This window comes from Bowdeniella nasicola, from assembly GCF_900107735.1.
Classification (GTDB): Bacteria; Actinomycetota; Actinomycetes; order Actinomycetales; family Actinomycetaceae; genus Bowdeniella; species Bowdeniella massiliensis.
In genome coordinates, this window is the sequence record NZ_FNQV01000021.1 from 1 (window position 1) to 17,672 (window position 17,672).

The 17,672-nt window shown below is 65.5% G+C and carries 18 protein-coding genes and 2 rRNA genes; 5 read left to right on the forward strand and 15 right to left on the reverse strand.

Annotated features, from left to right (window positions below; genetic code table 11):
• The first annotated feature begins 236 nt into the window (after nt 1-236).
• From BLU67_RS11580 to BLU67_RS11585, 3 genes are all read left to right on the forward strand, one after another.
• A complete protein-coding gene (locus tag BLU67_RS11580; protein ID WP_092562778.1) occupies nt 237-1,436 on the forward strand; it encodes an IS110 family RNA-guided transposase in 1,200 nt (399 codons plus the stop codon).
• Nucleotides 1,433-1,885 (forward strand): hypothetical protein, encoded by a 453-nt coding sequence (locus tag BLU67_RS12190; protein WP_143027435.1) that lies wholly within the window; start codon nt 1,433-1,435, stop codon nt 1,883-1,885. Before BLU67_RS11580 ends, BLU67_RS12190 begins: the two co-directional genes overlap by 4 nt.
• 96 nt (nt 1,886-1,981) lie before the next feature.
• On the forward strand, nt 1,982-2,296 hold the full coding sequence (locus BLU67_RS11585) for a hypothetical protein (RefSeq protein WP_092566115.1): 315 nt from the start codon (nt 1,982-1,984) through the stop codon (nt 2,294-2,296).
• A 6-nt stretch (nt 2,297-2,302) separates the two neighbouring features.
• Here the strand turns inward: BLU67_RS11585 and BLU67_RS11590 are convergent, their stop codons facing one another.
• The 11 genes from BLU67_RS11590 to BLU67_RS11635 form a co-directional block, all read right to left on the reverse strand.
• A complete protein-coding gene (locus BLU67_RS11590) occupies nt 2,303-3,367 on the reverse strand; it encodes a glycosyltransferase (RefSeq protein WP_092566117.1) in 1,065 nt (354 codons plus the stop codon).
• Nucleotides 3,367-4,965 carry a murein biosynthesis integral membrane protein MurJ gene (murJ, locus tag BLU67_RS11595; RefSeq protein ID WP_092566119.1) on the reverse strand — a complete coding sequence of 533 codons (1,599 nt, stop codon included), beginning with the start codon at nt 4,963-4,965 and terminating at the stop codon, nt 3,367-3,369. The genes BLU67_RS11590 and murJ overlap by 1 nt, the downstream gene beginning before the upstream one ends.
• A gap of 3 nt (nt 4,966-4,968) precedes the next feature.
• Entirely contained in the window at nt 4,969-5,781 is an 813-nt protein-coding gene (locus BLU67_RS11600) for a hypothetical protein (protein WP_092566121.1), read from the reverse strand.
• A complete protein-coding gene (locus BLU67_RS11605) occupies nt 5,781-6,782 on the reverse strand; it encodes a copper transporter (protein ID WP_092566123.1) in 1,002 nt (333 codons plus the stop codon). Before BLU67_RS11605 ends, BLU67_RS11600 begins: the two co-directional genes overlap by 1 nt.
• A gap of 11 nt (nt 6,783-6,793) precedes the next feature.
• Entirely contained in the window at nt 6,794-7,978 is a 1,185-nt protein-coding gene (gene steA / locus BLU67_RS11610) for a putative cytokinetic ring protein SteA (protein ID WP_092566141.1), read from the reverse strand.
• Between the two features lie 89 nt (nt 7,979-8,067).
• Nucleotides 8,068-9,732, reverse strand: a complete 1,665-nt coding sequence (recN, locus tag BLU67_RS11615; protein WP_092566125.1) for a DNA repair protein RecN — start codon at nt 9,730-9,732, stop codon at nt 8,068-8,070.
• A complete protein-coding gene (locus BLU67_RS11620) occupies nt 9,729-10,559 on the reverse strand; it encodes an NAD kinase (protein WP_092566127.1) in 831 nt (276 codons plus the stop codon). Before BLU67_RS11620 ends, recN begins: the two co-directional genes overlap by 4 nt.
• On the reverse strand, nt 10,556-11,401 hold the full coding sequence (locus BLU67_RS11625; protein ID WP_092566129.1) for a TlyA family RNA methyltransferase: 846 nt from the start codon (nt 11,399-11,401) through the stop codon (nt 10,556-10,558). Before BLU67_RS11625 ends, BLU67_RS11620 begins: the two co-directional genes overlap by 4 nt.
• Nucleotides 11,401-11,562 carry a hypothetical protein gene (locus BLU67_RS12335; RefSeq protein ID WP_176780802.1) on the reverse strand — a complete coding sequence of 54 codons (162 nt, stop codon included), beginning with the start codon at nt 11,560-11,562 and terminating at the stop codon, nt 11,401-11,403. The genes BLU67_RS11625 and BLU67_RS12335 overlap by 1 nt, the downstream gene beginning before the upstream one ends.
• Nucleotides 11,559-12,566 carry an HAD-IIA family hydrolase gene (locus BLU67_RS11630; RefSeq protein ID WP_092566131.1) on the reverse strand — a complete coding sequence of 336 codons (1,008 nt, stop codon included), beginning with the start codon at nt 12,564-12,566 and terminating at the stop codon, nt 11,559-11,561. The genes BLU67_RS12335 and BLU67_RS11630 overlap by 4 nt, the downstream gene beginning before the upstream one ends.
• Before the next feature lie 8 nt (nt 12,567-12,574).
• Nucleotides 12,575-13,222 (reverse strand): hypothetical protein, encoded by a 648-nt coding sequence (locus BLU67_RS11635; protein WP_143027436.1) that lies wholly within the window; start codon nt 13,220-13,222, stop codon nt 12,575-12,577.
• Here BLU67_RS11635 and BLU67_RS11640 point away from each other — a divergent pair.
• Nucleotides 13,196-14,014, forward strand: a complete 819-nt coding sequence (locus tag BLU67_RS11640) for a hypothetical protein (protein ID WP_092566135.1) — start codon at nt 13,196-13,198, stop codon at nt 14,012-14,014. The genes BLU67_RS11635 and BLU67_RS11640 overlap by 27 nt on opposite strands.
• A gap of 65 nt (nt 14,015-14,079) precedes the next feature.
• On the opposite strand, the gene BLU67_RS11645 is transcribed toward BLU67_RS11640, so the two are convergent.
• Complete coding sequence (locus BLU67_RS11645) at nt 14,080-14,475, reverse strand: GNAT family N-acetyltransferase (RefSeq protein ID WP_222842495.1); 396 nt, start codon at nt 14,473-14,475, stop codon at nt 14,080-14,082.
• A 96-nt stretch (nt 14,476-14,571) separates the two neighbouring features.
• Complete coding sequence (locus BLU67_RS11650; RefSeq protein WP_092566137.1) at nt 14,572-15,555, reverse strand: polysaccharide deacetylase family protein; 984 nt, start codon at nt 15,553-15,555, stop codon at nt 14,572-14,574.
• Between the two features lie 193 nt (nt 15,556-15,748).
• Between BLU67_RS11650 and BLU67_RS11655 the strand changes: the two genes are divergently transcribed.
• Entirely contained in the window at nt 15,749-17,188 is a 1,440-nt protein-coding gene (locus BLU67_RS11655; protein ID WP_092566139.1) for a purine-cytosine permease family protein, read from the forward strand.
• Between the two features lie 190 nt (nt 17,189-17,378).
• On the opposite strand, the gene rrf is transcribed toward BLU67_RS11655, so the two are convergent.
• A 5S ribosomal RNA gene (gene rrf / locus BLU67_RS11660) occupies nt 17,379-17,495 on the reverse strand.
• A 76-nt stretch (nt 17,496-17,571) separates the two neighbouring features.
• Nucleotides 17,572-17,672, reverse strand: a 23S ribosomal RNA gene (locus tag BLU67_RS11665); the annotation flags it as partial.

Below are 17,672 nucleotides of genomic sequence, written 5' to 3' on the forward strand. Positions count from 1 at the left end.
CCCGTTACATTTATTGGTAGGTCCTCACCAGAGGATCTGGTCGCTGGCCCTGGTATGGCTGTCTTGCCCTGTCATCGATGATCCGGGGGGTGTTGCCGCCAGGGGTCCAGGACGCGCGTTGACTGCTGATAGGGACACGGCCCGACTTCGGTTGAGGTCTCTTCGTAACGTGGGTGCCAGCATCGGGTGTCATGACACCAGCGGCCAGGGATACAAGCAGGACAAGGGAGCCTGTCATGACAACCGAATACGCCATCACACTGGGACTCGACGTCGGGAAGTCCACCCACCACGGATGCGCTCTCACTGCCGACGGGCAACGCGTGTACGACCGCGAGCTGCCCCAAGATGAGACCGCGCTGCGGAAAGTCATCACCAATCTTCAGCAGCACGGTTCGGTGCTCGTCGTCGTTGACCAGCCGAACACGATCGGGGCATTGCCGATCGCTGTCGCTCGCGATCTCGGCGCGGGAGTCGCATACCTACCCGGGCTGGCGATGCGCAAAGCCGCGGACCTGTATCCGGGACGGTCGAAGACCGACGCCAGGGACGCGTTCATCATCGCCGATACCGCCAGGACAATGCCACACACGCTCCGAGCCGTGGACCGCAACTCCGAGGTCTTATCGGCGCTGAAGGTGCTGTCCGGGTTCGACGAGGACCTCGCTCGCGAGTCGACGCGCGCGATCAACCGTCTGCGGTCCCTTCTGGTCCAGATCTACCCATCTTTGGAACGCGTTTTCCCTGGTGTCGTCCTCACCCGGGCGATCGTGTTGGATCTGTTCATCCGTTACCACGGACCCGCCGGACTCAAGGCTGCTGGGAAGGCCGGGGTGAAGCGGTGGGCACGTAACCACAGCAGGAAAGACCCGGGCCCACTCATCGACCAGGTTTTCACGGCACTGTCTGAGCAGACTGTCACGGTGCCCGGTGCAGAAGCTGTCGAGCTCGTCATCCCGAGGGTCGCAGCACAGATCAAAGAGCTCAAGCACCAGCGGGACATCGTTGCCGAAGAGGTCGAGAAGCTGGTCGACGACTTCCCTCTTTCCACGGTCTTGACGTCAATGCCGGGAGTCGGGGTCAAGACCGCAGCGCAGATCCTCCTGGCCGCCGGCGACATGTCCGCGTTCCCAAGCCCAGGACACCTGGCCGCCTACGCCGGGATCGCCCCAGTGACCCGACGGTCCGGGACGTCCATCCGAGGTGAGTTCCCCGCCCGCGCTGGGAACAAGCGGTTGAAGAACGCTTTGTTCCGGTCCGCGTGGGTCGCCTCATGCCACGACCCGCTGTCGAAGGCGTATTACGAGCGGAAGAGAGCCGAGGGCAAGCGCCACAACGCGGCGGTCATGTGCTTGGCGCGTCGCCGACTGAACGTCATGTACGCGATGATGAAAACAGGCACGCTATACGAGCCCCGAATCTCTGCAGCTGCTTGACAACCACCATAGGGACACCCCCCGACGGATGGACTCCCCTTCCCGGCTGGCAGCCCCCATCCGACTGGGAACCGGCACCGGAGGGTTGGGAATTCTGGATTGACGACACCAATCCTGATCATCCCGATACCGCTGCGCAATCCTCGCAAGAAGAAGTCGCTCCCGCCGAAGCCGAGCCAAAAGCCCGTCGGTTTTCACCTCTGACCCTCGGACTTGCAGCTCTCTTGGCTATCTCGGTAACCGGCAATATTGCCCAGGCTGCTATGGGCGGTGCACCGACCGAGGAGAAGACGGCTCCTGCTCCGACAGCGATGAGCCAAGCCAAAGCGACTGCGTCACCTACTCCGACAAAATCCGCCGAGCAGCTCGAAGCCGAGCGCAAGGAAAAGGAACCCAAGGAGGAAGAAGAGCGACAGCGACGGGCAGAGGAAGAAAAGAAGGCAGCATAGGAGGCAGCTGCCAAGGCTGCCGCAGAGGCCAAAGCGAAAGCTGCACTCAAGGATAAATCCACCTACGAAGCGATCAGCGAACGCGACTGGAAGATTGTGGAACAAAAGCCGGGGGATTACGTTGGTAAAAAGTACGTGATCTACGGCTATGTCACTCAGGCCGACGCGAACACCGCACCCGCGTTCCGCGCACACACGTCAGGCGAGAAGAAGCGCCGGTGGTATGACTACCCCGTGAACACCCTCGTGATACCTGGAGACGACATCGAGACCACCGTTGTCACTGATGATCTGGTCACCCTCTACGTCGAGGTAAGAGAAGCGTTCTCATACTCCACCACGATGGATGGATCGACGACTGTACCAGCGGTAACAGCACACGTTGTAGAGATCACGGGTCAGAAGAAGTAACCAACCCTACCGATTAACCGGCGGAAATAGTCGAAGCTCGTTGGTCAACTGGCCAGCGAGCTCGGCTAGCCCGGGCAGCGTCTGTGCTCTCGCGCGGCTGAGTTCGCTGCGCTGCTCGAGTTTGTTCGGCTCAAGTAGCAGCTCGATGATGTCTTTCGCGATGGCATCGGGATTTGGGGCAACGAGCGGATAGTTCTCCCCCACGACGACGCGGGTTCCGCCGACATCGGTGGCGACCAGCGCTGTGCCCGCGTGAAGCGCTTCTTGGACGGCGACGGGCTGGCCCTCCCACCGAGACGTCTGAACAGCGAGGGTGGTGCGATTCAGCAGTTCCGCGACGTCATCGCGCCGGCCAAGGAGCTCGACGGGCAGCTGGCGTTCCTCGATCTCGGCTGCGAGCTCGTCGAAGTATGGGCCATCACCCGCGACGAGCCAACGAACGTTTAGAACCTTCTCCCCCACGATCTCCGCGGCATCAAGCAGGATGTCGAGACCCTTTTGGTGACTGAGCCGTCCAACGGTGAGCAGGGTTGCTGCATCACGAGTCTGCGGGCCCGTCACGACGAGCGGCGTGGGGCGAGCGGGAACGATCGCCAGATCCGCAATCGTTCCTAACTCAAGCGCCTTATCGACCAAATCGGGTGAGACACCGAGGACACGATCGGCGCCGGCTGCCACCACCCTAAACAGCGCCTCACCGGTTGCCCGCACGGCAGCAGAGCCGACCGGCATGTTGTGGAGCGTGACGACGATGCGCGGCGGATCAGAGAGTGCCACGCACGCCAGAACGGCGAGCGCACCAGCTCGCAGCGTATGAGCGTGAATCACATCCGCGTTCCGCGCCCAGGTCCGGACGGTCGCAATGGACCGCACATCACGGCTCGTGGGTTTCGCCGCGATCTCAACGGGCACGGCACGCGCCCCGGACATCTCAGCCGGCGACAAGGACTCCAGCACCGACGATGGCGCCAGCAATGCGACCTCGTGGTGGCTGGTGAGCAGCCCGAGGACATCAATGAGGTGGGAGCGCACTCCCCCAGATGTCGTGCCGGTCATCTCGATGATGCGCACTATGCCCTCACCGCCTTCAACGCGTTCCTATCTGCACCGTAGATACTCACGGCAACGAGCACGAGCGGGATGAGCGCTCCAATACCGGCAGCGACGGTAGCGAGCGCGACTCCGGGCTGCTCGCCCATGATCGCGGTCGTCGCGAAGTAGCCAAGAGCTGCGCCAATCGCGGCCGGCGCAATCGCAATGCCGACCGAACGCACGACGCCCACAAACGCGTCGGCTCCCGCGGCACGCCGCACCCCGAGCCACAAGATGATCGACGCGAGGCTCAAGCCGATGGCATGCGCGATCCCAAACGCTATGAGGGTCTGGGTACGCTCTCCCGTTTCACCGCGCACGAGGAGCACCCCGATGACGGCGGCCAGCGTGACGCTCCCCCACCCGATCACGCCCGCGACGACCGCGAGCCCGGACCGGTCGAAGGCGTAAAGCACCCGGGTGAAATGCAACAGCAGCGCAAATCCGGGCAGGGCGGGTGCAACGGCATAGATTGCCGCAGCCATCTCGTCCCCTACGCGAAACAGGGTCGGGACGGCTGGAGCGGAGGCGATCAAGACCGCCACACCCGCGATCGAGACCGCGAGGATGAGCCGCGTCGAGCGCGAGACGAGTTGGGCCGCACGTTCGTGGCGCTCTTCTGCCACGGCCGCCGACAGCGCCGGGAAGACCGCCGTCACGAGTGGAACGATACCGATCGCATACGGCAGGAAGTAGACGGCCTGCGCTAACTGCCAAATTGAGAGCGTGCCCGCATCCCCACCAAAAGGCGAGAGCCACAAAATGGCGACGACGGAGGCCTGCTGCGCAAGCAGCACGCCGATGCCCGCGCTCGCGAGCCGACCCGCCTTGGCTGCCACGCCATCGGGAAAGGAAAACGTCGGCGTAAAGCGCACGCCGCGCCGCCAGGCCGGTACAAACAGCGGCAGGGACAGCGCCGCCACCCCGAGCGTCGTTCCCCAGCCAAGCACGTTGACGGCGAGGTCGGACAGTGCGCCCGGATTGTCCTGATGCCCCGCGGCGAGGAAACCGAAGTAGAGGTAGGAGGCCATGACCACGAGCGAGCTGAGTAGCGGCGCGATCGCGGGCCAGAAGAAGGAGCGATGCGCCTGCAGGATGCCCGATAGCACGATGGAAATCCCGTACAGCGGGATCTGCCACGCGAAGATCGCGAGCAGCCTCGCCATGAAAGCGTATTGCGCCGCGGCGAGTTCTGGGCTCGCGCCGGCCGGCGGCGGCAGCAGGTGGGCGATCGGTTCGGCCAGCAGGAAGACGAGGATCGCCAGCGGCCCAAGGATCGCGAGCGTATAGGTCAGCAGCGCCGACGCGCAGCGGTTGACATCGCCCTTGAGGTGTTTGGCCAGCGGCGCGGCGATGATCGGCACGACAACCCCGGCGAGCGCGCCCCCGGCGGCGACCTCGAACAGCACGTTCGGGATCTGGTTTGCCGCCGCGTAGCCGCCCGCGGTCGGCGAGCCGCCGTGCAGCGTCCAGGACTGGACGAGCCAGCGCACAAAGCCGACGATGCGCGAGGCGAGCGTGATGATGGCGATCATCGACGCGGCCCCGAGGATCGAGCTCAGCACCGGGCGGCGCATCGGCTAGCCCCGGCCCCACCGGTCGATCGCGGACAGCGCCGGGTTGGCGTCGATGACGGCGCTGAAGGAGACCTTCTCGCTTGCCAGGATCAGCCCGACGATGGCGCTCGCCGCGGCGACCCGCACGGGCCGCGACATCCCGCGGGCCAGCAGCACACCGGTGGCGGCTCCGAGCGCATTCGCCCCGGTATCGCCCATCATTTTCTCGCCCGCAAGGTCCCCGGGGGCGGCCGTAGCTATCGTCGCAGCAAGGCCCGCGATATCCGCGCGGATCTCGCCACGGTCCTCGGCGAGCAGCGCCGCCAGCGCGGTGAGGGCGCCCGCGCCCTTGAGTGCCCGCCCGGGCCGCAGGTCGAGCAGGTTGATGAGGTTCGCGCTGCCCGCGATGAGCGCGGCGTCGATGCCCGCATCCATGAGGCGCGCGAGGCCGCGTGCCCCGCGGTCGCGCCCGATCATGAGCGCGGCGAGTCCCGCCGCCGCGGAGATGCCGACGAGCTTGGCGCCGCCGGTGGTGAGCGTGCCGCGCGCGAGCGAGCGCAGGTGGCCCTTTAGCCCCTTGGCGTTGCCGGACTCGCGGTGGTCGTCGAGCGCGCCGAAGCCCGCGCCGGCGGCCGCTGCGAGCAGCGCCGCATCATCGCGGGTGATGAGCGCGGTGGCAAGCGTCCCGGCGGCAAGGCCGACGCCTTCGGACAGGCTCACGCTCGCTCCGGCGTGGTTGGTGCGGGCGAAGGCCTGCGCGAGGGCGCCGTCGTCGATGGTGCGGGTGGCGAGCGCGGTTGCGGCAGCGGCCCCGCCCGCGGCGAGAGCGGTGAGCACTATTCCTCGCTCGTGGGGCTCTCGCTCGGCTCCGCGCCCTCGGGCTCGGCGGCCGGCGGCGTCGGCTGCGGCGCCACGGTATGCGGCGCGAGCGGCGCCGTGGCCCCGGTCTCGATGCCGTACTGGCCGGCGCCACCGCCGAGGCGCTCGGCGAGCGCCCGCGGCGCATTGATTGCTGCGACCGGCGAGGCGACGGAGTCCACGGCCGGCAGGGTCTCGGCCATCGCGGAGGCGCGCAGCAGCGCCACGAGGTCGGTATCGGCCTGCGCGGATCCGACGACGAGCGTCGGCAGCACCGCGGCCATGCCGTTCGCGACGCGGGTGTAGGACCGGCCGAGCTCGCGCACGGTTTCGGCGTCGGCAGGCTTGACCTCGGCGTGCGGCGCTCCGATGACGACGATCGCGGTGGCGGCCTCGGCGCTCGGCGTCACGATGGTCGCAAACGCGGGGTCGTTCGTCGTGAGGAATTCCGTCAGCGTCGTCGCGCGCTGCTGATCGCTGCCCGCCAGGGCGAAGGAGGAGGCGAGCGCCTGCCCGAGGATCTCCTCGGTGGAGGCATCAGCGGCGGGTTCCGTCTCCAGGTAGGTCGTCAACTGGGAGGCGAAGGAGGAGCGGAACGTCGCGGTTTCGGCATCGACCATGGCCTCGCTGACCTCCGTCTGGGAGACGACGGCGGCCCCGGCCTGGGTGAGCGCGGTGGTGATCGGCTCGATCTCGCCCGCGCCCGGCAGCGTCACGATCGCGACCTTCTGCCCCTCGAGCACGCCCTTGACGGCCTCGGGCTGCACGGCGGTGATGAGGTTGCCACGCCCGAGCGCCTCGCGCCCGGCGGCGTCGAGCTCAGTGCGCAGCTTGTCGCGATCCGTGCGCAGTTCTTGCACCTGGCCGGTCAGGGCATCGGAGATGCCCTCACGCAGCGGGCCCGCGCCGAGCACGATGCCGACCGCGAGGGCCAGGAACACCGAGATCAGCGAGACGAGGTGATAGCGAAAATCAATCATGAGTCCAACCGTTACGAGGAGCCAAAAAGGTGCTTGATGAAGTTCCACAGGTCATCCCACCAGGCGCCCGACAGCCCGAGGAAGGTCTGCCCGGCGGTGGTGGAGATGATGGCGACGAGCAGCGCGACGAGGCCCGCGACGGCGAGCAGGAAGAGCTGCCAGGTGGAGATCCGGGTGCGGTAGAGCCGCGAGACGCCCTTGGCGTCGACGAGTTTGGACCCGACGCGCAGGCGCGTGAGGAACGTGGAGGACATGCCCGCGCGCCCCTTGTCCAAAAACTCGATGAGGGTGGCGTGGGTACCGACGGCGACGACGAGCTCCGCGCCGCGCTCATCGGCCAGCAGCATCGCGATGTCCTCGCTCGTGCCCGCCGCCGGGAAGATGACGTGCTCGACGCCGAGGTCTTCCACCCGCTGCTTGCCCGGCGCCCGCCCATCGCGGTAGGCGTGGACGACAATCTCGGCGCCAGAGGTCAGCGCCCGATCGGAGACGGAGTCCATATCGCCGACGATCATGTCCGGGGTGAGCCCCGCCTCCAGCACGGCGTCGGCCCCACCGTCGACGCCAATAATGACGGGGTGATACTCGCGCACGTAGGGGCGCAGCATCGCGAGGTCTTCCTTGTAGTGATACCCGCGCACGACGATGAGTGCGTGCCGCCCTTCGAACTCGGTTCGCACGACGGGGATGCCGACGCCGTCCAGCAGCAGGTCGCGCTCCCGGTTGAGGTAGTCCATCGTGTTGGCGGCAAAGGCCTCCAGCTGCACGGACAGGCCCGCGCGAGCTTCGGCCATGTTGGCGGCCAGCGAGTCGCGATCCTGCAGCACGCCCGCGGCGACGAGTTCCTGATCGGAGTAGACCTCGGCGCCATCGATGCGCACGCTCTGCCCATTCTTCAGGTCCATGACCGTGCCGCCGAGGTCGTCGATGAGCGGGATGCCGGCATCCAGCAGGATGCCCGGCCCGAGGTTCGGGTAGCGGCCCGTCGTCGACTTCGCGGCGTTCAGGACGGCGGCTGGCGCGCACGCGGCCAGGGCCTCGGCCGCGACGCGATCGAGGTCCGCGTGGTCGATGACGGCGATATCGCCGGGGCGTAGCCGCTTGGTGAGGTCCTTCGTACGCGGGTCGACTTGGACGGCACCGGTGATGGTGCCATCGTCGGCGACTTCGGTCGGACGACGGCCAGCGGAAAACAGTCTCACGGGCCTATCGTGCCACGGCTCGCCCCGCGATTAGCCGAGCGGCGTGCGCATGGCCCACATCGTGGCGCATTTGATACCGGGAGCTAGCTGGCGGCCGCGATCAGCTCGGCGGCGTGTGTGAGCGCCACATCGGTGTCCGTCCCGCCCAGCATGCGGGCGACCTCGGCGACGCGCTGGTCGCCCTCGACGGCGCGGGCCGTGGTGCGGACGGTGGCGCCGTCGTGCTTTTCAATGACGATGTGGCCCGAGGCGAAGGCCGCGACCTGGGCGACGTGGGTGACGACGATGACCTGGTGGTGGGCCGCGAGCCGCGCGAGGCGCTTGCCGACGCGGGTCGCGGTTTCGCCGCCGATGCCGGCGTCGATCTCATCGAAGACGAAGGTGCGCGCGGGCTGGCTCGCGGCAATGCAGACCTCCAGGGCGAGCATGAGGCGGGAGAGTTCACCGCCGGAGGCGCCCTGGGTGATGGGCAGGAAGTCGGCGCCCGTGTGGGCGGCGAGTTCGAAGGCTATCTCGTCGGCGCCGTGGCGGGCAGGCTCGATTTCCTCGACGCGGATGCGCACGCGCGCATTCGGCATGGCAAGATCGGCGAGCTCGGCGGTGATGGCCGCCCCGAGCTCTTGCGCGGCCGCGCGCCGCGCTTGTCGCAGCGCGGTTGCCGCCTTCGTGAGCGCTGCCGCGGTTTGTTCGGCCGCGGCGCGCGCGGCGGCGAGGGCCTCCGGAGAGTCATCGAGCTCGGTGAGCTCACGCGCCGCATCATCGCGCCAGGCGAGGGCGTCGGTGATCTCCGGCCCGTAGATCCGCAGCAGCTGGGTGATCGCCGCGCGGCGGGCGTGGATCTGATCGAGCTCGCCGGGCGCGACGTCCAGGTCGCCTAAATACCCGGAGAGCTGGCTCGCGACGTCAGCGATGACGGTGGCAGACTCGTCGAGTTGGTCGACCAGCGGGACGAGCGACTCATCGACGTGGCTGGCGCTGGCAAGGGCCCGTTCGGCCTCGGCGAGCTGGGCGGTGGCCGCATCCTCGCGCGCCCCCAGGTGCGCGTAGGCGGTCTCCACGCCGCGGCGCAGCTCGTCGATATTGGTCAGGCGCTCGGCGCGGGCCTTAAGCTCGTCGTCCTCGCCAGCTTTCGGATCGACCTCCTCGATCGCGGCGATCCCGGCCCGCAGGGCCGCGGCGCGTTGCGCCCGCTCGGTGGATGACTCGTTCAGCTTGGCAAGCAGCTCGGCGGCCTCGCGCGCGGCATCGAATGCGGCGACGTACCGGGCGCGGGCGGCCGCGACCTTCTCGCCGCCATAGGCGTCGAGGATCGCGCGCTGGTGGGAGGCCCGCCGGAGCTTGAGCTGTTCGGCCTGGCCGTGGATCGTGACGTAGCGTTCGGCAAGCTCGGCCAGCACCCCGGCCGGCACGGGCCGGCCGCCGAGGCTTGCGCGCGCCCGCCCGCTGGCCGGAACGCTGCGCGAGACGAGCAGCGCGCCATCATCAAGTTCGCCGTCGACGCGCTCAGCAAGCGCGGCAAGCGCCGCGGGATCGTCCGGGTCGCAGATCGTCGCATCGACCGTCGCGCGCTCGGCGCCCGCGCGAACCCGGGAGGCGTCGGCCCGGTCCCCCGCGATGAGCCCGATCGCGGTCAGCAGCATCGTCTTGCCCGCACCGGTCTCACCGGTAATGACGCTCAGGCCGGGTCCGAAGGACAGCTCGGCGCGTTCGATAACACCGATATTGGTGCAGGCGAGCTGATCGATCATGGCCTTTCCTGGTGCCTCCACGAGCGGACGGGGAGCTTAAATTTTGCCACGAGGCGGCCCGAAAACGGCGATGTCCACAGCCGCGCAAGGTGGACGGGCTCCTCGGCATGCGTGATCTCGATGTGAGAGCCAACGGGCGCGGCAAGACGCCGCCGGCCATCGCACCACAGCTCGCCGTCGACGAAGCCCATCTCGTTCATCACGACGGTGATCGTCGAATCGGGGCCGACGACGAGCGGCCGGGCGAAAAGCGCGTGCGCGGCGATCGGCACGATGAGGATCGCCTCCACGTTCGGCCAGACGACGGGCCCGCCGGCCGAAAACGCGTAGGCGGTGGAGCCCGTCGGGGTGGAGACGACAAGGGCATCGCAGGAGTAGGAGGAGATCGGGTGGTCATCGACCCCGATGGTGAGGTCAACCATGCGGGCGCGCTCGACCTTTTCCAGCGCGAGTTCGTTCAGCGCCCACCCGGTCTCGACGCTGCCATCGGGCTGGGTGACACGCACGGCGAGCGTCATGCGGGTTTCGACGGTGAAGTCGCGGACGACGAGGCGCGCCACGACGTCGGCGAGCGATTCCGGATCGGCCTCGGCGAGGAATCCGACGTGCCCAAAGTTCACGCCAATGACGGGGATGTCCGTGCCGCGCACGCCCTCGGCCGCGCGCAGGATCGTGCCATCGCCGCCAAGGACCAGCACGACGTCAGCGGTGCGCAGTTCGCTCTCGGCGACGACGGTGCCGCCGGCGTCCTCGACGAGGCGCACGACGTGCGGGATGCGCGCGAGATCGGATTCTTGCTGGCGCGAGACGATGCCGATCCGTGTCATGTCGCGTCCTTTCCCGCAGGTCCGGCCGCAATCGCGGCGGCGATCGCGTCGGCGAGGTCCGGGCCCGTCAGCGCCGCGCGCGGCGGCTCGGCATCGGGGCCGGCTAGCGCAATGAAGTATTCCACGTTTCCGGCCGGTCCAGGCAGTGGCGAGGGCGCCACCGCCCACACCTGCAGCCCAGCCTCGATCGCGCACTGCGCGACGGCGGCGACGCTCTCGGCGTGCAGCGCGGTATCGCGCACGACGCCACCCTTGCCGAGCCGCTCCCGACCGACCTCGAACTGCGGTTTGACCATGAGCAGGTAGCTCGCAGCGGGCGCCGCGGCCGCGGCGAGCGCGGGAATGACGAGGGTCAGCGAAATGAAACTGAGATCGGCGACGACGAGGCTCGGCGCGGGCGCAACCGTCGCGGGATCGAGCGTGCGCACGTTCGTGCGGTCGTGGATCTCGACGCGCGAATCGGAGCGCAGCCGCCAGTCGAGCTGACCGTAGCCGACGTCGACGGCGACGACGCTCGCCGCACCGCGGCGCAGCAGCACGTCGGTGAATCCACCGGTCGAGGCGCCCGCATCGAGCGCCCGCACACCCTCGATCTGCGGCGCGTCCGGCCCCAGGTAGTCGAGCGCGCCCAGAAGTTTGTAGGCGCCGCGCGAGGCCCATTTCTCGCCCGGCGCATCCACGACCTCGATCGCCTGCGCGGGGTTGACCTGGCGCGCGGGCTTCTCAACGATCCCGCCATCGAGGCGCACCCGCCCGGCTTCGATCAGCTCGCGGGCGTGCGTGCGCGAGTCGGCGAGCCGGCGCCGCACGAGCTCCGCATCGATCCGCGCCAGGCGCGCCATCAGCGCTCGCCCTGCTCGCGGGTCAGCGTCTCGGTCAGCTTGGCGTGGATCGCACTAAAAACCTCTGGATGCCGCTGAAGCGGCGTCTCCTCAAGGCTAGCCAGCAACTCCTGCGTACTCGCCGTCTGCCGCGCGTGGTCCTTCGGCGTCGCCTCGCTCATCGCGTCACCTCAAAGCGCACGGGGCGAACCGCGTGCCCGGAATCGGCGGCGTCCCACGCGGCGGCGACGAGCGCCCGGTAGGTCGCCACATCGACGGCGACGTCCTCCGCGAGAACCTGGTCGTCCTCGCCGACGCACAGCGCGCCATCGATGACGGCGGCGTGCGCCTGCCCGCAGCGCGCCCGCCCGGGCGCCACAACCTGCGCGTCCTCGTAGGGCTCGGTGAGCGCCTCGAGGTCGGTCAGCAGATAGGTGGGCCGCTCGTGCGGGGCCGCGCGCACAATCGCGGCCGCATCGCTCACGCCCGTCAGTACGTGGATGCTCGGCATGCCGGCCGCGACGCCCCCGGCGATATCGGTATCGAGGCGGTCGCCGATGACGACGGGTGCCTTCGCCCCCGCCGCTGCGGCGCTCGTGTGGAAGATCTCGGGCTGCGGCTTGCCGGTGGACGTCGGCGTCACGCCCGTGGCATTGACGACGGCGGCCACGAGCGAGCCATTGCCGATTTCAAAGCCGCGCTCGGTCGGCAGCGTCGAGTCGAGGTTCGTCGCGATGTGATCCGCGCCGGCGTTGATCGCGAGCACGGCCTCACTCAGCTCCGCCCAGCCGACGTCGCGCGCGAGTCCCTGGACGACGACGCGCGGCCGGTCCGCGGCCGAGCCCGTCAGCCGCATGTCCTCGGCTTCGAGCGCCTCGCGCAGCCCATCGCCGCCGACGACGAGGCAGAGCGTGCCGCGCTCATAGCGCTTAGCGCACAGCAGCGCGGCCGCCATCGCCGACGTCATGACGTCCTTCGCCTCGGTGGGCACGCCCAGCCGGCTCAGGTGGGCGGCCACCTGGTCGGGCGTCCGCATCGCATTATTCGTCACGAACAGGAATGGCAGCCCCGCCGCGCGCGCCGCGGCGATCCCGCGGTTCGCGCTTTCGATCGGATCCGAGCCGTGAAACGCCACCCCGTCCAGATCGCACAGCGCGAGGTCAAAGGTGTCGATGAGTGCGTTCATCGCGAGTCCTACTCGTCTTCGACGAGGGTAATCTCCTCGTCGATCGATTCGCCACCGGGACCCTGCTCGCCGAGCACCTCCGGATCGAGTTCAAGCGCCGTCGCGCGCGCCGCTTCGGCCTCCGCACCACGCTCTAGCTCCTCCAGCCGATCGGCCTTGACCGAATACAGCCGCGCCTTCAGCTCATCGTCGTAGGGCTGGCTGAGCTCGTCCTCAATGATCGCGAGCCCCGCCTCGTACTCGCCGAGGTCCGCGCGCGCCCCAGATTCGACGAGCGCGAGCTCGACCTTGAACTGGTCAGTCAGCGATTCACGATCCGCCTCGGCAATGACGTCGAGCGCCCGCTCGGGCCGGCCCATGCCGCGTTCGCAATCCGCCTCGATGACGACGTGCGCCTTCGTGCCGGTCAGGCGCCGCAGCGCATGGATCTCGCGCAGCGCAAGGTTGTACGCCCCGACGGCGTAGGCCGTCATCGCGAGAGCCTCGCGTACGATGCCGACGCGACCGCCGTGCCGCTGCGCCGCCAGCGCGTGTTCGTGCGCCGCCTGCGGATCATCGTTGACGAGCGCGCCCGCCATAACGAGGTGGCGCGCCACGAGCTCCGCATTGTCCTTGGACAGCGTCTGCAGGTGCTTGCGCATCGCCGGGTCGAGCATGTCCGCAGTGATCTCTTCGCTCAGCTCGGGATCGCCCTTAGTGTTGATCGGGGCCTCATCGCGCTGGTGGCGATCACGCTCGAAATCGCGGTCCTTGCGGAATCCGCTGCGGTCCTCGCGGAACCCACCACGGTCTTCGCGCCGATCATCGCGCCGGCCGTCGCGGTCGCCAAAGTCCTTGCGGAAGCCACCGCCACGGCGATCATCCCGATCGCCGAAATCCTTACGGTAACCACCGCCGCCGCGACGGTCATCGCGGTCGCCAAAGTCCTTACGGTACCCGCCACGACGATCATCGCGATCGCCGAAGCTCTTGCGGTAACCACCGCCGCCACCGCGGCGGTCATCGCGATCCCAGCCATAGCCACCGCGACGGTCATCACGATCACCGAAGTCCTTACGGAAACCGCCACGACGATCGTCACGATCACCGTAGTTCTTGCGGTACCCGCTCTGGCGATCATCGCGATCCCGGCCATAGCCGCCACGACGGTCATCGCGGTCGCCAAAGTCCTTACGGAAACCGCCACGACGATCATCGCGATCGCCGAAGCTCTTGCGGTAACCACCGCCGCCACCGCGGCGGTCATCCCGATCGCCGAAGCTCTTGCGGTACCCGCCCTGGCGATCATCGCGATTGCCGTACGAGGATCCCGAGCTCTTCCGGTAACCTTCCCGCCCGCCGTCTTTGCCGTAGCGGGGCTTGTTGTATCGGTCGCCGTCGTCTTCTCGACGACCGGAAGAGTCGTGTTCAGTCATGGTGTCCTCTATCTGTTTATGTACCCCTCATAGCCTAGTAGACGAAAAGTTCCGTCACAGGCGGGGGAAGAATGTCATTGATTACGTATGTGGACCCGTTAGGTCAGGGCTGTCCGGTTGCGCCGAACCGCTCCCGTGGCTGCCATAAAGCCGAGCTTTTCGTAGTACGGGATCAATTCCTCGTCGCACATGAGATCGATGGCGTACATCAACTCTAGTTCCGCGACCATACGCTCGACCAGTTCCCGTCCGATTCCCTGTTCCTGGTAATCGGGATGAACTTCGAGCCAAGGAATGAAGGCGTTCAACACACCGTCGCTTATGGCATTGATATAGCCGACGACCTTACCGTCTGCTACAGCCCAGATCCGACGGTAGCTGCCATCCATCACGTCGATAAGCGTCTGAGCGTTGGGAGGGCTCGGCCAACCGACGAAGAATCCGTCGATCATGTCCGGACGAATGTCAGCGGAGTCGTAGTGGAAGGAAATCACGTAGCAATCCTCCCAGATTTCTGCGGATTGTTTCGAGCCAGAATGACTGAGCCCCCGCGATATCTCGCGGGGGCACAGCTCTTCTCAAACGCTCCGCTAGCTATTGGGTCGGTCTTCTGGGCGATCGGGCTTCGGCACTTGGTCAATGAACGACTTCGCGATATCGGTTCGAGTCATAAAGACGACGTCATCCTTGGACTGTGCATACTTGATGAACTCCGCCAGGCCGTGGATACGCGCGGGGTTGCCGGTGATTCGCGGGTGGATTCCGATTGACATCATGCGACCGCAATCGTCTCCATCGTCCAGGAGCTGATCGAGGGTGCGGGATGCGACTTCGACAAAATCGGATGGGGCAGCAAAGCCCGTCCCCATGATGTAGCGACAATCGTTGACTACCAGCGAGTACGGAATGACGAGGTGCGCCTTGTCATTGACGAAGGTCCAGAACGGCAAGTCGTCCCCGTAATAGTCAGAGTCGAACAAGAAGCGACCATCTTCTACGAGCAGTTCTCGCGTATTGACCGACATCTCACGGCAGTACCACCCCTCGGGCTGCCGGCCCAGGGTCTTTTGGAAAGAATCCATCGCCATGCGGATGAGTTCTCTCTCTTCTTCGCGAGAGTACTCGTAGTGATCGATCCAGCGATAGCCATGTCCAACGATGTCATCCCCGCGTTCATTGATCTTACGGGCGACTTCCGGGTTTCGCTCCAGAGCGACAGCCGCACCGAAGATGGTCACCGGAACGTTGTATCTATCGAAGGTACGGAACATCCTCCAGATCCCTGCCCGAGATCCATATTCGTACATCGACTCTTTGGCTAAGTCGCGTTGGTCATCTACCTCGAACGGCAACTCGTACATGCCGTCGTTCATCCCATCTCCCATGGCAAAGGTCTTTTCAGAACCTTCTTCGTAGTTGATGACGATGTTGATTGCGACCTTGGCATCGTTGTGCCAGCGGATCCGGGGCGGCTTCTCTCCGTAGCCGACTATCTCACGATCAGGGCCGGCCACCCCAGGAATATCGTCATTTCGGTACCAGTGGTTCTTCTCAAGCTGCGCGTCCTTGCTCATGCTCGCTCCTCAGTTCAGAATTCGGGTCACTCCTAACGGTAGTGTGTTCCACCTCTCAAAGCTAGAGCGGCGAACCTTCACACTTCGAAACCCGTGCAAAAGTGCGACTAGATCAGTTCAACCACGACGCAGACCTTTCGCATATGACCCAGATCACGTAATGTAGTTACATCTGCTAGGCAAGGAGAGAGTCATGGAAGACGGAAACCGAGTATCAGATACAACTACGCATGACTTGGGCCTGGACCCGCAAGACCATGAGGAGTTCATGCTGGAACCAGTCCCGAAGCAGGCTCGCCGACCGTGGTGGGCCATGTTCGTCATCTGGGTAGGTTTCGGTTATGTGCCCACGGGTCTCATTGTGGGAGGTCAGCTCGCTGGTCAGGGCGGAAATGCGGGGATGACCTTTGGAGAGGCCGTTACCGCCATTGTCACGGGACAAGGTCTTCTCGTGCTCTTAACCTTTGCGCTTGGTCTAGCTGCTATGAATACTGGCCTCAACCTATCTCTGATTTCCCGCATCTCGTATGGAAAGAAGGGCATGATCCTACCAATGCTGATCATGGCTCTACTGACCCTTGGCTGGTTCGCATCGATCGTAGGAATGGTCGGAGAGATCTTCGATGTCGCTTTTGGCGAACTTACAGGAATCACTCTGATCAACAATCTCACTTTCGAGTACGTGCTGATGTGTCTCTTCTGGGGGGCAATATTCACCTGGTCAGCATGGCGAGGTATCACCGCAATAGAGAAGATCTCGGGAGGTGCAGCACCATTCGTTCTGATCGTCGCTATTGTCGTCGCAATCATGATGATCAACGAGTTTGGTGGTTTCAGTAATGTGCTCGCGGAAGCAAACACTCGCAGCGGCATGTCTCAGGGAACGGGAGTCACCATTATTATTGGCGCCTGGATTGCCGGCGTCATCATGGGAGTGGACATCTTCCGATACGCGAAACGAGCTGGACACGTGTTGATTGGAGCCGCTGCTTGCTTCGTTCTCACCAACCCTCTGTTGAACCTGATCGGTTATACGGGCTCCATCGCAACCGGGGACTCAAACTTCATCGCTTGGATGGTCACCAAGGGAGCGCTACTTACCGCACTCGGCGTGATCCTATGGGTTCTAGCGCTCTGGACGACAAACATGTCGGAGTTGTACTGCAACGCCCTTTACGTAGGTCCAGCCGCGGAATCCGCCGGCTTCCGGATCCATCGAAGCAAGATTGTGGTTACGGTTGGCATTCTAGGGACGATACTCGGAGCACTGGGCTTTTACAGCTATTTCTTCGGCGATTTCATTACGATATTGGGAGCAGCATTCGTCCCCCTAGCTGGACCAATCCTCGCCGATTACTACGTAGTGAGGAAGCAGGAGTACTTCACCGCGGACCCGAACGCCATGCCTCCAGTACGGTGGCCAGCTGTCATTTCGTTCATCATCGGAGCAGTCATGGGAATCGTCTTCCAGTACTGGATGCCGCTCCCCTGGGATTTCCCGTCCGGCCTCGGAGCGCTGATGATCACCTTTGTGCTTCACTTGGTGCTCTCACGACTCCTCAGTTCACGACCCGAACAGCAACAGGTCGTAACGGAGGGATTTGTGGGTCCGATGCGCAAAGCCGGCGTATAACAGAACTTGGTCACTCTCCCGTCGTCTTAGGGGGATGGGTGGAAAGTGACTCTTGTGGAACCCCTGTGAACCTAGAACCATGCGTGGTGTCATCTGGGCACAAGACAACCCTCGCTTGGGGGCGAGGGTTGTGGGGTGTATATGCCGGTGGCCCCACCTTGTTGGGTGGGGCCACCGGGTTTTTGGGTGGTGTCGGCGGTGTCCTACTCTCCCACACTCTCTCGGGTGCAGTACCATCGGCGCTGGAGGGCTTAGCTTCCGGGTTCGGAATGGGGCCGGGCGTTTCCCCTCCGCTATGGCCGCCGTACGTTTGTGGGGGGACCCATTACGGGATGGGTCTATTTGTGTTTGGGTGGTTTGGGAACCGTATAGGGACGCGAGTGTTTGGCTAGTTTTTGGCCATTAGTACCGGTCAGCTGAACACATTACTGTGCGTACACTTCCGGCCTATCAACCCCATGGTCTGTAGGGGGCCTTCACCACC